The sequence below is a fragment of the Campylobacter showae genome, from assembly GCF_004803815.1.
GTDB classification, from domain to species: domain Bacteria; phylum Campylobacterota; class Campylobacteria; order Campylobacterales; family Campylobacteraceae; genus Campylobacter_A; species Campylobacter_A showae.
Map to the genome: position 1 here is coordinate 69,071 of NZ_CP012544.1, position 13,841 is coordinate 82,911.

Consider the following 13,841-nt stretch of genomic DNA (forward strand, 5'->3'; position numbering starts at 1 on the left):
GTCGGTTTGTGTAATTTTTATACCGCTTATTTCTCGCAGTCCTTTGCGGTTAGCTCTACTTTACTAAAAAGCGCGCCGTTTGGGTATACGGTAGTTCATTACGATACTTTTTGCTTTTTGTAGCACCATAAGGGTATTTTGATCAGAGCAAAAATCCTCCACCAAAAGCTCTTTCATGGTAGACGTAAATTCTTTTTTATATTCGTCCGAGATAGCTTCCCAGTCTACGTTTTGCGAGTTTTTAAAGACGTATTCATAGGCGATTATCTCGTCTTTGCAGCTTACTTCGGTAGCCTTTATGTTTTCATCTTCCATTTGATTTAACGCTGATTTGCCGCCGATGACGGCTAGTCTTAGATACGGACTGCACTCGGCTCCGGCTAGAGCTAGAGCCAGCGCGCAAACGAGACAAACTTTTCTCATCTCTTTGGCGTTACCAGCATATTGACGTAGCGGCCTTCTAGCAGCGGCTCTTTATCGCGGTCGGAGACGTCTTTTACCATCTCCCAGACTTTTTGTAGCATCGCGACGCCCGCTTCTGGGTTGCTCATCTCGCGGCCTTTTAGAAATACGCGAAATTTGACGTGTTTGCCCTCTTCTAGAAACTCAAGCGCATGCTTGACTTTATAATTTATGTCGTTTTGAGCGATTTTGACGGAGAGTTTGATCTCTTTTACTTCGATAGTTTTTTGCTTTTTCTTGGCCTCTTTTTGCTTTTTTTCCTGCTGGTAGCGGAATTTGCCGTAGTCCATTATCTTGCAAACGGGAGGTTTAGCATCAGGCGCGATTAGCACCAAATCAAGCCCCATTTTCTCGGCGATTTTCAAGGCCTCTACTCTTGGGATGACGCCGTATGCGGTGCCGTCGTCTCCCACGCATCTTACTTCGCTCGCTCTGATATCTTCGTTGAGCAACACTTCGTTTTCTTTAGCCAATTAGTTTTTTCCTTTAAGTTGAAATTTGTTGATTATATCCAAAAATATTGTGTTTTTATTGTATTTTTCGTAGAAATTTATTTCGCCGTGACAATTTTTGCAGATTTTGGTAAAAGCCAGGCTTAGCATAAAGCCGCGCCTAGCTCAAATTTAGCGGATTTTAGTCCGTATTTCAAAAAGTTACCTCGGCGAGTTTTGATTTTAGAAGCCCTACGAATTCATCCAGCTTCATATCTTTTTGTTCTCTAGTCGTGCGGTCGCGCAGAGCAATGGCGCTATTTGCCACTTCGTTGTCGCCCAGCACCGCGATCATCGGCACGCGTTGCTTTTCTGCGGTGCGGATGCGTTTGTTTAGGCTCTCGTTTTTGCTTGCGATTTCGCTATCTACGCCGATTTTGCGAAGCTCTTTGGCGACGGTTTTAGCGTAGTCTAGGTGCGCGTCGCTAATCGGCACGATGACTACTTGCGTCGGAGCGACGAAAAACGGCAGCTCGCCGCCCGTGTGCTCGATCAAGATGCCGATAAATCGCTCGAAGCTTCCTAGTAGCGCGCGGTGTAGCATGACGGGCTGCTGGCGTTCGTTATTTGCGTCGATGTAGCCCAGATCAAAGCGCTCAGGCAGGTTAAAATCCACCTGGATCGTGCCGCACTGCCACTTGCGTTTTAGCGCGTCGGTGATTTTGATATCGATTTTTGGACCGTAGAATGCGCCGCCGCCCTCGTCGATGCCGTATTTAAAGCCGTTTTCGTCAAGCGCCTCTTTTAGAGCTTTGGTCGCCGTTTCCCAAATTTCGTCCCCGCCGATAGCTTTTGCTGGCTTGGTCGAAATCTCCATCTCGTAGTGGAAGCCGAAATTTTCCATTATTTTGCCGGCAAATTTTAAAATTTCTAGGATATTTTCTTTGATTTGACTCGGCATACAAAAGATGTGCGAGTCGTCCTGAGCAAATTCGCGCACCCTAAAAAGTCCGTGCAAAACGCCGCTTTTTTCGTGGCGGTGCACGACGCCATATTCGAAAAATTTAAGCGGCAAATCGCGGTACGAGCGGATATCTGACTGATAGACCTTGATGTGGCCGACACAGTTCATCGGTTTTATGCCGTATTCGGCCTCGTCGATCGTCGTAAAATACATATTTTCTTTGTAGTTTGCGTAGTGGCCGCTCTTTTTCCACACGTCGGCTTTTAGCAGCTCCGGTCCACGCACCGGCTCGTAGCCGCGGTCACGGTGAGCTTTATATAAAATTTGCTCGAGTTTGGAGCGTAAACGTCCGCCGTTTGGCAGCCAGATCGGTAGGCCGCCGCCCACTTCATCATCAAATGTAAATAACTTCATCTCGACGCCAAGCTTTCTGTGGTCGCGTTTTTTGGCCTCTTCGATGATGCGGATGTGCTCTTTTAGGCTCTCTTTGTCGGCAAATGCCGTGCCGTAGATGCGGTTTATCATCTCTCGCGTCTCGTCGCCGCCAAGATACGCTCCGGCTACTCGCGTTAGTTTAAAGAATTTTAAAAATTTGGTATTTGGTAAGTGTGGTCCGCGGCACAAATCCTCGAAATTTCCTTGCTTGTAGCTGCTGACTTCGCCCTCGGGGATACGTTTTAGCACCTCTTGTTTTAGTTCGTCGTCTTTAAATTTATCGCTCATAAAGGCTTTTGTGGAACTTGCTTTGACGATATCAAGCTTAGCTTCGGCTAGCTCTTTCATCTTGGCCTCTATCGCCGCTAGGTCTTCGTCGCTAAGCTTGCTATTGGCATCATCAACCTTGAAATCATAATAAAATCCGTCCTCGACGTTTGGTCCGACGAAAAATTTAGCCTGCGGATAAAGCTCTTTGATCGCTTGCGCCATGAGGTGCGCACAGGAGTGCCTGATGACGTTTAGCGCGTCGGGGGAGTTGTCAAAATAAATCGGCTCTGCGGCGTTTTCTCGCCCGTTGATACTCTGAGTATCGACTATGTTTCCGTCCAGTTTGTATGCGATGATATCGCTCATTTTTCGTCCTTTTTATCGAAACATCTTTCTTACGCTGAAAGAATTGGGCTTGATTTTAGCTAAAATGTTTTTAAGCTTTACTTAATGTTTTATTTGATTTGGGTTTAAACGGCGGTCAAATTTGAGTTTTGAATATAATAGAATATATTGATTAAATTTTAAATATTGTTAAATCGGTAATATTCTCAATATAATTTATTATATTTTAAGAAAACTATCGCTAATATTTCATTGAATGAATCATGCATTTATCTCGTCTTTGCATTATTTTGATTCATTTTTCTCCCAAATTGCGCAAAGGAGTGGTTGCCTTTGCGCCTTAATCTTTAAATTTACTCCCAAAACCTGCACAAATTTGACGCTAACGAGTTAAATTTTAGCAAATAAATACATTTTGGCTTTAGTTTGCAAATTTGACGTTTGGATTTACGATGCTAAATAAGTAAAATTTGATGAAATTTGAATAAAAAGAAGCGAAATGGTGGCCCCGAATGGACTCGAACCATCGACCACTACCATGTCAAGGTAGTGCTCTACCAACTGAGCTACGGGACCGAAAAATGAAAATTTACCCAAAATAATATTGAAATTAGCTTAAATTTTGCGATTTTTCGTAAAAAGCGAAATTTGAGTGCGATCGGATTTTGTCAAATTTGATCACGCTCTACAATCTGAAAATAAAATTACATAAAAGATTACACCTTAGTAGAAAAATCTTGATAAATCTTAAAAATAAAATCTCATAAATTCATATCTTTTTTGTCAAATTTGCATTAAATCCCCTAAATTTAGGGACATTTATAATAGAGTAAATTTTTAATAAAACTCACAGCAAACTCACGATATTATAATTATAATGCCGTTATGATATTTCATCCAAAGGAGAATGTATGCAAGAGCAAATGTCAAGACGCGATTTGTTGAAGCTAGGTATGGCGGGTGCGGGTGCGCTAGCACTTGGTGCCGTAAATGCGCAAGCAAGCGCGTTAAATGCAAAAGACGTCAAATTTGACGAAGAGTGGGACGTGATCATCATCGGCTCGGGCTTTGCGGGGCTTGCGGCGGGCTTAAAAGCGACGCAAAAAGGCAGCAAGGTACTAATCCTGGAAAAAATGGGTCGTATCGGCGGCAACTCCGTAATCAACGGCGGCGGTATGGCGGTCGCAAACAACCCGGTGCAAGCAAAAACCAACATCAAAGATAGCAAAGAGCTATTTATCGCCGACTGTCTAAAAGCCGGCCTTGGCATCAACCACACCGAGCTTTTGGAGACCTTGGTCGATCGCGGTATGGACGCGTATAACTTCCTGGTTGAAAACGGCGTTCAGTTTAAAGAGCACTGCGCGCACTTCGGCGGTCACACCGTAGCCCGCTCGCTGCTAACCACAAACGACTCGGGTTCAGGCTACATCCAACCGATGCTTGAGAAATTTGAAGCGCTAAAAGACAAGGGCTGCGAGCTTCGCCGCCGCGCCAAATTTGATGACTTCGTGCTAGATGAGAGCGGCCGAGTCGTGGGCGTAACGATCAGAGAAGAGTATAGATTCGACGATAAGCTTTACAGCGACGATCTAGAAAATACGAGCGGCACGAAAAAGACGCTAAAAGCAAACAAAGGCGTCGTTTTGGCAGCCGGCGGTTTTTGCCGCGATAAAATTTTCCGCAAGCTTCAAGATCCGCGCATTCCCGACGACGTCGATAGCACAAACCACCCTGGAGCGACTGCTGGCGCGCTACTAAAAGCATTTGAGATCGGCGCGTATCCGGTGCAGGTAGACTGGATCCAGTTTGGTCCGTGGGCGAGCCCGGACGAAAAGGGCTTTGGCACCGCTCCGATCCTAACTCAGCAAGGTACCTTTAAATACGGCATCGCGGTCGATATCCGCACCGGCAAGCGCTTTATGAATGAGCTAGCCGACCGCAAAACCCGCGCGGACGCCGAGTTTAAAATTTTACGCGAAAAATCGGGCGCGTATCCGATAACCTTCGCCGACACCAAAATGGCGTTTAAAGATCTAAGCGAAGAGATCATCCAAAAAGGCATGGCAAGCGGAAAGCTAGTTGGCGAGTGCGCTACGCTAGATGACATCGCTAAAAAATACGGCGTACCTGCCGATGCGCTAAAAGAAACCGTCAAGAAATATAACGAAGGCGTCAAGGCTAAAAAAGACGAATTTGGCAAACAAGAAAGCGCGCTTAGCGAGATCAACGAGGCAGGACCGTTCTACGTCATCCGCCTATCGCCAAAGCCTCACCACACTATGGGTGGGCTAAAGATCAACACCAAAGCCGAGGTCATCTCAAGTAAGACGAATAAACCGATCCCAGGCCTATATGCCGCAGGCGAGATCACGGGTGGTACGCACGGCGCGAGCAGGCTAGGTACGGTTGCGATAACCGATTGTATAGTGTTTGGGATGATTGCCGGAGAAAATCTAGCCTAAATTTGGTAAAACGAAGTTCTCGCGAGCGCTTTTAAATGATTTCGTAAATTTCGCCCTGCGACAGACTATATGTCTAGTCTTGGGACGAAATTTGCTTCAAAACATTTAAAATCATCTCGCGATAATTCGTTTTAATTTTGTATCACAGGCTAAATTCGGCTTGCGATATTTCGTTAAATCTGATGGCAAAATTGATGTGTGGTAGCGCCAAATTTAACCTGCACGTAGTGCAGCAACCTCTCACGTGCAGTGGGGTTAGAGAGGGCTTGGGAGAGGAAGGGGCGACGCTTCGTAAGTAGAACCCCCTTCCTCTCCCAAAGAAAGAATAAAGTAAGCTGCAAAGTAAAGCTGAAATGCAATTCAAGCCCCTTACCCCTTAACAAGAAAAGACAAATTTAAAGTTGCCGTGTATAACGTGCTATGAAAATTAAATACCAAATTTGCCCCTCAAATTTAACCGCCGAATTTGAGTTAAAAAGAGTTTTAACGACGAAGAAATTTAAAAAAGAAAAAGCTAAAGAGACTGCATCTCTTTAGCCGACACCTCACAGAAAGGAATTCGCATGAAACATAAAGCGTTTCTCGCCTTGTGCGCATCTATGCTACTATGCTCTTTTGCATTTAGCGCAGGCGCACCAAGCGCAAAGATAACGTCTTTAGTAGATCTTAACGTCACCGACGAGCTGCGAGCCAAACACCCCTTAAAGCCTCATCACGAAAAACTAAGCTTCACCTGTCTTGATTGTCACGAAGGACAAGGAAACGACGCTAGTAAATTTAAATCTATCGGCGATAAAGGCTGTTTGTCCTGTCACGGCGACAAGAAAAAGATAGCTAAAAGACTAGAATACATGGATCTGCTAAAAGCAAATCCCCACAACTCGGTTCACGACGGCCCTACGCTATACTGCGACGAGTGCCACAACGAGCATAAAAAATCAACCAATATGTGCACGGAGTGCCACGAACACGAAGTTCCGCAATGGATGGGGGTAACGCCATGAAAATTTCAAAGAAAGTACTAGCGCTTATTATATTAGTAAGCGGCATTATAGGGTTTTTAGTCGTACTGCCCGTACATTACGCCCTAGAAGAAACTAGCGGAGAGAAGTTTTGCGTAGTATGCCACGAGATGGATCCTATGGTTATAGCTTATAGTAACGACGTTCACAGCGGCAAGGGTAAAAGCGGAGTAAGGGCTAAATGCGTAGACTGCCACATACCTCACGACAACCTAGCCAAATACGTCTTAGTTAAAGCCAAAAACGGACTAATGGAGGGATATATTCATTTCTTTAAAGATCCGGAGGCTATAGACTGGCATAAAAACAGAGAGAAAAGAGAGCACTTCGTATTTGACAACGGTTGCGTTAGCTGCCATACGAATTTGGTGGATAATAAACTAACGAGCCCGCAAGCTCAAAAAATGCACGCTCACTATCAAAGCTTGCTAAATACGGATAAGCAACTAACCTGCGCTAGCTGTCACGCCGAGGTAGGCCACAGCGGGCTAAACAATATGCTAAACTACTGGAAGCCTGAATACAAAATCTACGAAAAGAAAGCCGCAATCAAAAAAGAAGAGATAAAAAAGGCTTATTTTGGGGAGGGTTATGTGGGGCCGAAGGTAGAGAACAAAGAGGATAACGTCACCAAAAAGTAGGCTAAAATGAAGAAAATTTTGCTCGTTAGCGACGACGCTCAGATGCAACTAAACCTCAACGCCGCGCTTTACCGCTTTAATATCCGCATAGTTCGCTTTGAAAATTTAAGCGAGTTAAAAGAGGATTATTATAGCGGCAACCGCTACATCTTTTACGTCATCGACGTAAAGACGAAGGATCTGGCAAATTTTGAGTCGGTCAAATTTCTGCGAGATAACGGGAGCCTAACTCCCGTTATGATCCTCGTAGATAAGGCCATTCCCGCGCTTTACAAGAAAATTTACTACGCAAAGTACGACGACTTTATGGTAAAGCCTTTTTTGCCGGAGGAGTTTTTGTTTCGTGTGTTTAGAAACTGCCGAATTTTACTCGGGAGCAAATTTGAGCTAAAAAACGGCGCTATATACGACAAAAACAGCCTCACTCTGCACATAAACGGCACAAGTATAATGCTGGGCAAAAAAGAGGGATTGTTTTTAGAAATTTTAGCCAAAAACGCCCCGCACGTAGTAACGATCCAGGAGCTTGAGTGGAGTATCTATAAAGACGAAAACGTCTCGTCCGATCGCCTGCGCTCGCTCGTGCGTCAGCTACGTGCGAAGCTGCCCTTTGAGCTAATAAAAACCGTGCGCAGTATCGGGTACAGTTTGGAGGAGTAGCTAGAGCTTAGGCAGGATCACCTCTTTTTGCGCGAGCCTCTCAAAAGTGCAGACATCGCCGTAAATTTTAGCCAGCAGCTCGTCGTTTAAAACCTGCGCGACGCTGCCTTTTGAGACGATCCGCCGGCCCTTAAACACTATCACTTCGTCGCAAAACCAAAGGATGTGGTTTGGCTCGTGCGTGCAGATGACGATCGTCTTGCCGCCAGCAGCGATCTTTTTTAAAATTTTCCAAAGCGTGATCTGGTTTTTAAAATCAAGCGCGGACGTCGGCTCGTCAAGTAGTATCAGCGGCGTATCCTGCGCAAGCGCCCTAGCGATAAAAACGAGCTGCCTCTGCCCGCCGCTAAGCTCGTTCATCTTTTCATCGGCTAGATGCGAGATGCCGATGAACTCCATCGCCTCGCTTATCACCCTTTTGTCGTCTTTGCTAAAGCCAAACAGGCTCTTTACGTGCGTGGAACGCCCCATCAGGACGATGTCTCTTACGAAAAATGGAAAATGCAGCTCGGTATGCTGCGCTACGTAGGCGATCTTTTTAGCCATCCACGCTGGGCTTTTGTGCTTCGTGTTTTGCGAACCCACATAAATTTCGCCGCCTTTGATATGCAAAAATTTCATACAGCAGTTAAAAAACGTGCTCTTGCCGCTGCCGTTTGTGCCCAAAAGCCCGCATATGCTGCCTCTTTTGATCTCGATGCTTACGTCTTAGAGCCCGAATCCTCCGTAGCTAAAGGATAAATTTTTCGTTTGCAGTATCATTTTAGTAGCTCCTTTGCCTTGCTTCTTAAAAGTGCGATGAGAAAGGGTGCGCCCACCAAAGAGGTTATGATGCCCACGGGAATCTCGGCCATCGCTACCGTGCGCGCGAGCGTGTCGCATACGAGTAGATACAGAGCGCCTATGAGCCCCGATAGCGGCAGCACCCATCTGTTATCAGGTCCGCTTATGAGGCGCGCGACGTGAGGCATGATGAGCTCGATCCACGCGATGATGCCCACGTTTGCCACGCATACGGCGGTCATCAAAGTAGCGATCGTTATAAAGATAAGCTTGTATTTTTCGGGATTTATGCCGAGGCTTCTTGCCTGATCGTCGCCTAGGCTTAGTAAATTTAGCTTCCACGCAAGCGTGCAAAGTGCTACAAAGCAAACTCCCGTGACCGAGGCGATCTCACCTAGGCTTTGCCATTTGGAGTAGTACAGCCCGCCCATCATCCAAAATGTAATCTCTCTTAGCTGCGCGTCCTCGCTTACGTATTTTACGATCGATACGCACACCGAAAATATCGAGCTTACGATGACGCCCGACAAGATAAGTCCCACCACGGGCACTATGCCGCCGTTTTTTGCGAGCGTGTAGGATAAAAACACCGCGAAAAACGAAAAAACAAACGCGCTTAAAGAGATATTAAAAAATATGCCGGAAAATAGTATCGCTAGCGCCGCGCCCAAAGCCGCGCCCGAGCTAGCTCCCAGTATAAAAGGCTCAACGAGCGGGTTTTTAAAGCAGGCCTGATATATCGCGCCCGCATTTGAAAGCGCGAAGCCCACTATCACGGCGGTTAAAATTCTAGGCATTCTGATTTCAAATATGACGGTCTGATCCATCTTGGAGATGCCTACGGCGGGGATATCAAAAATTTTCAAATTTAAAACGTCTAAAATTTTAGCGATCGAAATTTTATAATCCCCGAGCATGAGCGCCGCGATCATACAAACTAAAAGCGCGCCCAAAAGAACGAATAAAAATAGTAAATTTGACTTAAAAGCGCCGGGCTTAAAAGTCATTCTCTACCGTCCAGTCTAAAATTTGCTCGCTTCTAAGCGCCTTTGCCTGCTCCTCGCTCACGCCGTAAACGTCTTTGTAAAAATCAAGGACGAATTTATGGACCTTGATGTCCGAAAAGAGCTGCGGATAGGCCGCTTTTGCGATTATGAGGATATCTATCGGATACTCCACGCGGCGCGCGCAGTTCATCGGCGACCACGGCATAGCGTAAACGCGCTTGTTTTTGATCGCTTTTAGCTCCTCTAGTTTTTCAAAATCTGCCGAATTTAAAAGCTCGCTTGCCGGATGATAGCCGTTTGAGGTCGGCAGCACTATGACGTCGGGATCTATCGCGTAGAGCTGCTCGGTGCTTAGGATCACGTTTGAGCCGTCGCCTCTAAATGCGTTTTTAGCGCCCGCGATATTTTCGATGATGAAGGATTCGGGGGTATTTACGCCGTAAGCGCTCGCCACGCCGCCGTTTTTGCGGATGTTTGGATTAAGCCCCATGTAGAGCATGCTGACTTTTTGATCCTCTTTTAAATTTGCCGTGCGCTCCTGCACGAGTTTTTGGGTTTTGTCGAGGTATTCAAAGAGTTTTAGAGCCTTGTCCTTTTGTCTAAATATCTCCCCCAGCACCCGCATCTCCTCTTGCATCGTTGCGATTTCAGCACCCCTCGGAGCATAGATCACCGCAAGCGGGATACCTAGCGCTTCGATAGTGGCGATCGTTTTTTCTACGGCGTCTTTATTTGAGCCGCGTAGCGTGCAGTCTCCGATACGAAGGATCACTAGCTGCGGATTTTCATTTGCTAAGGCCTCGAAATTTATGACGTTTCCTTGCGGCGAATTTACGCACGGCAGGTCATTTAGCCACGGATGGAGGTACTTCATAACGTTCCATCCGCGAAGCGTATAAGCTTCACCCGCTTTGGTGGTGAAGTCGTATTTGTAGTCTCTCTTCATAGACCACGAGCCGATGAGCTTTACCTTGTCGATCACGCCAAGATGTGTCATGACGCTCTCGACGAACCCGTCGTCGATCGTAGCGACCCTCTCAAGCGGAGATGCGATCTTAACCTCCGCGCCGCCTGATTAAATTTACCTAGATTTCGCGCCATCGCCGCGCTATAAAGCTAAAATTTAAAATAAGCCGTTTTGGGTATAATTTTCAAAAATTTCGGAGCGGTAAAATGGATAGAAAAGAGCTTCTAGGCGGCGTAAAACGCATCGTCGTAAAGGTCGGCACCTCGACGCTGGCAAACGCGGACGGTTCGCTAAACGAGGACAAAATCAAGCAAATCGTAGCAAATTTAAGCGAACTAAACGAAAACGCGGAAGTGGTTTTCGTAACCTCGGGCGCCGTGGGGGCTGGCATGGGTCAGATGAAGCTCGCGCACAAGCCAAAATCTATCGTCGAAAAGCAAGCGCTTGCGGCCATCGGGCAGGTCTCACTCATACATCTTTATCAAATTTTATTTTGGGCGCACGGCAAGACGATTGCGCAACTGCTGCTAACCAAGGACGATTTTAGCGACCGCCGCCGCTACCTAAATATGCGCAGCGTCCTGCGCTCCCTGCTTGCCAAAAAAATCATCCCCGTCATCAACGAAAACGACCCCGTCGTGGGCGAGGGAATAAGGGGCGTAAAAGTGGGCGACAACGACACGCTAAGCGCGCTGGTTGCGGGACTAATCGAAGCTGATTTGCTCGTGATTTTGACCGATATCGACGGGCTATACGATAAAAATCCCAGCATTTTTGCGGACGCTAAATTTATAAATTTGGTCGAAAATTTAGATGATAGCATTAGAGCCGCTGCGGGCGCGGAGGGCAGTAAATTTGGCACCGGCGGCATGCGCACCAAAATCACCGCAGCCCAGATGACGACCAAAAACGGCACACACCTCATCATCGCAAACGGCGCCGACCCGCGAAACATCGTGCGAGCAGCACAGGGCTGCGAGGTCGGGACGCTCTTTTTGGCGGGCAAAAATAGGATAAATTCGCGTAAATACTGGCTCGCCTACTCCGCCGCGGACAAAGGCTCCGTCGCTATCGACGCGGGCGCGGCAAAGGCGCTAAAAGAGGGCAAAAGCCTGCTAGCAGTCGGCGTCTGCGAGGTGACTGGCGAGTTTGAGCGCGGCGAAACGCTAGCTATCAAAGACGCAAGCGGCCAATTGCTAGCTCGCGGCATAACAAACTACTCCTCGGCCGAGCTAGCCCTCATAAAAGGGCGCAAGAGCGAGGAGATCGAGGCGGCTCTTGGATACAAATACGAGGACGAGGCGCTGCATATCGACAACATCGCGCTGATTTAGGTTAAATTTGATGGTTTGCTGGCGGCTAAATTTAGCCTCGAGCGTGTCAAATTTACGCTAGATTTAGAGCAAATTTTTCTGCATGGTGGATGAAATTTAAGCGGACGTGGCGGCTAAATTTGATCAAATTTGACTGTCTAAACCAACCGCGCGGTCGCCGCTAAATTTGACGGTTGATTTTTGAGCGCGCTTTAAAATATGGATAAATTTAAGGAAAACGATGAATGAAAAAGAAGCGGCGAAAGCGAAATTCGGGCGCGACCCTGCGGCGCGTAAAAGCTTGTTTGAGAGAGTGATTTTAGCAGGCTGGGCGCCGTTTTCGCTCGGAGTCATATTTTTTGCCGCGCTTGGAGTTTGGGCGCTAAATTTAAGCCCGGAAGAGATTTTTCGGTCGAATTTTTGGCCGGGCTTTATCCGCGCCGTGCGGGTTTTTGCGCCGTTTTTGGATGATTTGGCTAAAAACGGATTAAAAATCGAAGTCGTAGCCTTTTACGCCTGCGCCGCGTGTTTTTGGCTGTGTTTTTTCGCGGCCGTTTTTTGCCTAAACTACGGCAAAGAGGATTTTAGGCGGGTAAATTTAGTCAAACTTACGGCGGCGTTTGTTCTGCTCGGCGGATTTTGTTTTCTCGCCTTTAGCGGGCTGCTCTTTGCGCCGGAGGGGATGGGCGGCAGATGGGGCGTTTACGTGCGGTTTGACGCCTACGCCCTTGCAAACGACAGCGCGCTTTACAACCTGGCCGCCAGGCTGGGTATCGGCTTTGTATTTGCGAGTTTTGCGCACGTAGCGTGCGATTTGATTTATGGATTACGAGGCGACCGGCGGGAGTGAGCCGTTTTGCTCGCTACCGTTTTTCTATCGCGCCCGGATTTTCAGTGCTAAATTTTAGCAATATAAATCCGACCGCGCCCGAAACTACCGAACCTAGCAAGATAGCGAGCTTGTCCGTGTAGGCAAAGGCGTCCGTGTCGTTGTAGGCTAAGCCGTTAACGAAAAGGCTCATGGTAAATCCTACGCCGCAAAGCACCGCGATGCCGTAAAGCTGGATGAAATTTGAGCCTTCCGGTAGCTTGGCTAGCTTAAATTTGATCGCTAAAAAGCTAAAAGAAAATACCCCGATCTGCTTGCCGACGAAAAGCCCCAGTGCCGTGCCTAGCGCGACTGGAGATAAAATCTCGTCCAGTCCGACGCCTCGCAGCGAGATGCCTGCGTTTACGAAGGCAAATATCGGCAGCACGCCAAAAGCCACCCAGCCGTGCAGGTCGTGCTCGATGCTTTTTAGCATCGATTTGCCGGGCTCATCTTTAAAGCTAAGCGGTATGAAAAAGGCCGATACGACGCCCGCAAGCGTGGCGTGAATTCCCGATTTTAGCACCGCTACCCACATCACCGCGCCTACGATTAGATACGCCGCTTTGCTCTTTACGCCGAGTCTGTTTAGCGCAAAAAGCGCGCCTAGACAAACGCTCGCGACCGCAAGCATTTGGGCGCTAAGCTCGCTCGTGTAAAATAGCGCGATAATCACGATCGCGCAGAGGTCGTCGACGATGGCTAGCGTCATGAGGAAAATTTTTAAACTAGTCGGTACGCGCGGCCCAAGCAGACTCAAGATACCCAGAGCAAATGCGATATCGGTCGCAGTCGGTATCGCCCAGCCGCCAAGCGCGAAGGAGTCGTGTTTAGTAAAAAGATAAAAGATAACCGCAGGCACTATCAGGCCGCCGGCCGCGCCGATAGCGGGCAGTGCGATCTGCGACGGGTTTTTTAGCTCGCCCTCCAGCACCTCGCGCTTTAGCTCAAGTCCGATGAGAAAGAAAAATACCGCCATCAGCCCGTCGTTCACCCACAAGATTAGCGGCTTGCTTAGCCCGTATTCGCCGAAGCTCACGGTAAATTTGGTCTTTAAAAATTCGTTGTAAAAATCGCTCAAAAACGTGTTTTGGCATAGCAGCGCCGCGACCGTAGCGATCATCAGCAAAATCCCGCCGCTAGCTTCGTGTTTTAAAAACTCTTTTATCCCGCCCATTTTGCCTCCTTTTCATAAAATTTTAAAGATT

Annotated in this window: 13 protein-coding genes and 1 tRNA gene; 6 read left to right on the forward strand and 8 right to left on the reverse strand. The window is 47.4% G+C overall.

Annotation, left to right across the window (positions count from 1 at the left end):
• Positions 1-63: 63 nt before the first annotated feature.
• The 4 genes from CSHOW_RS00360 to CSHOW_RS00375 all read right to left on the reverse strand — a co-directional run bounded on the left by CSHOW_RS00360 (position 64) and on the right by CSHOW_RS00375 (position 3,483).
• Entirely contained in the window at positions 64-423 is a 360-nt protein-coding gene (locus CSHOW_RS00360; protein ID WP_004321852.1) for a hypothetical protein, read from the reverse strand.
• On the reverse strand, positions 420-935 hold the full coding sequence (gene infC, locus CSHOW_RS00365; protein ID WP_002944238.1) for a translation initiation factor IF-3: 516 nt from the start codon (positions 933-935) through the stop codon (positions 420-422). The genes CSHOW_RS00360 and infC overlap by 4 nt, the downstream gene beginning before the upstream one ends.
• Before the next feature lie 172 nt (positions 936-1,107).
• Positions 1,108-2,928 (reverse strand): threonine--tRNA ligase, encoded by a 1,821-nt coding sequence (thrS, locus tag CSHOW_RS00370; protein WP_004321856.1) that lies wholly within the window; start codon positions 2,926-2,928, stop codon positions 1,108-1,110.
• Positions 2,929-3,407: 479 nt separating this feature from the next.
• A tRNA-Val gene (locus CSHOW_RS00375) sits at positions 3,408-3,483 on the reverse strand.
• A 335-nt stretch (positions 3,484-3,818) separates the two neighbouring features.
• Here CSHOW_RS00375 and CSHOW_RS00380 point away from each other — a divergent pair.
• From CSHOW_RS00380 to CSHOW_RS00395, 4 genes are all read left to right on the forward strand, one after another.
• The gene (locus tag CSHOW_RS00380; protein ID WP_004321857.1) at positions 3,819-5,372 is read left to right on the forward strand and encodes a flavocytochrome c; all 1,554 of its coding nucleotides are present in this window, start codon (positions 3,819-3,821) and stop codon (positions 5,370-5,372) included.
• A gap of 563 nt (positions 5,373-5,935) precedes the next feature.
• The gene (locus CSHOW_RS00385; RefSeq protein ID WP_002947156.1) at positions 5,936-6,376 is read left to right on the forward strand and encodes a cytochrome c3 family protein; all 441 of its coding nucleotides are present in this window, start codon (positions 5,936-5,938) and stop codon (positions 6,374-6,376) included.
• On the forward strand, positions 6,373-7,035 hold the full coding sequence (locus CSHOW_RS00390) for a cytochrome c3 family protein (RefSeq protein WP_171992825.1): 663 nt from the start codon (positions 6,373-6,375) through the stop codon (positions 7,033-7,035). Before CSHOW_RS00385 ends, CSHOW_RS00390 begins: the two co-directional genes overlap by 4 nt.
• A 6-nt stretch (positions 7,036-7,041) precedes the next feature.
• Positions 7,042-7,695 (forward strand): response regulator transcription factor, encoded by a 654-nt coding sequence (locus CSHOW_RS00395; protein WP_002949545.1) that lies wholly within the window; start codon positions 7,042-7,044, stop codon positions 7,693-7,695.
• Here the strand turns inward: CSHOW_RS00395 and CSHOW_RS00400 are convergent, their stop codons facing one another.
• The 3 genes from CSHOW_RS00400 to CSHOW_RS00410 all read right to left on the reverse strand — a co-directional run bounded on the left by CSHOW_RS00400 (position 7,696) and on the right by CSHOW_RS00410 (position 10,482).
• The gene (locus CSHOW_RS00400) at positions 7,696-8,361 is read right to left on the reverse strand and encodes an ABC transporter ATP-binding protein (protein ID WP_002949544.1); all 666 of its coding nucleotides are present in this window, start codon (positions 8,359-8,361) and stop codon (positions 7,696-7,698) included.
• Positions 8,362-8,453: 92 nt separating this feature from the next.
• Positions 8,454-9,485 carry a FecCD family ABC transporter permease gene (locus CSHOW_RS00405; RefSeq protein WP_002949542.1) on the reverse strand — a complete coding sequence of 344 codons (1,032 nt, stop codon included), beginning with the start codon at positions 9,483-9,485 and terminating at the stop codon, positions 8,454-8,456.
• Positions 9,475-10,482, reverse strand: coding sequence for an ABC transporter substrate-binding protein (locus CSHOW_RS00410; RefSeq protein WP_002949540.1), 1,008 nt, complete (start codon positions 10,480-10,482; stop codon positions 9,475-9,477). The genes CSHOW_RS00405 and CSHOW_RS00410 overlap by 11 nt, the downstream gene beginning before the upstream one ends.
• A gap of 176 nt (positions 10,483-10,658) precedes the next feature.
• On the opposite strand from CSHOW_RS00410, the gene proB reads away from it, so the two are divergent.
• Together proB and CSHOW_RS00420 are read left to right on the forward strand one after the other, a co-directional pair.
• Positions 10,659-11,786 (forward strand): glutamate 5-kinase, encoded by a 1,128-nt coding sequence (gene proB / locus CSHOW_RS00415; protein WP_002949538.1) that lies wholly within the window; start codon positions 10,659-10,661, stop codon positions 11,784-11,786.
• A 220-nt stretch (positions 11,787-12,006) separates the two neighbouring features.
• Positions 12,007-12,615 (forward strand): hypothetical protein, encoded by a 609-nt coding sequence (locus CSHOW_RS00420; protein ID WP_081451812.1) that lies wholly within the window; start codon positions 12,007-12,009, stop codon positions 12,613-12,615.
• A 13-nt stretch (positions 12,616-12,628) separates the two neighbouring features.
• On the opposite strand, the gene nhaA is transcribed toward CSHOW_RS00420, so the two are convergent.
• Positions 12,629-13,810, reverse strand: a complete 1,182-nt coding sequence (nhaA, locus tag CSHOW_RS00425) for a Na+/H+ antiporter NhaA (RefSeq protein ID WP_002949532.1) — start codon at positions 13,808-13,810, stop codon at positions 12,629-12,631.
• Positions 13,811-13,841 lie beyond the last annotated feature (31 nt).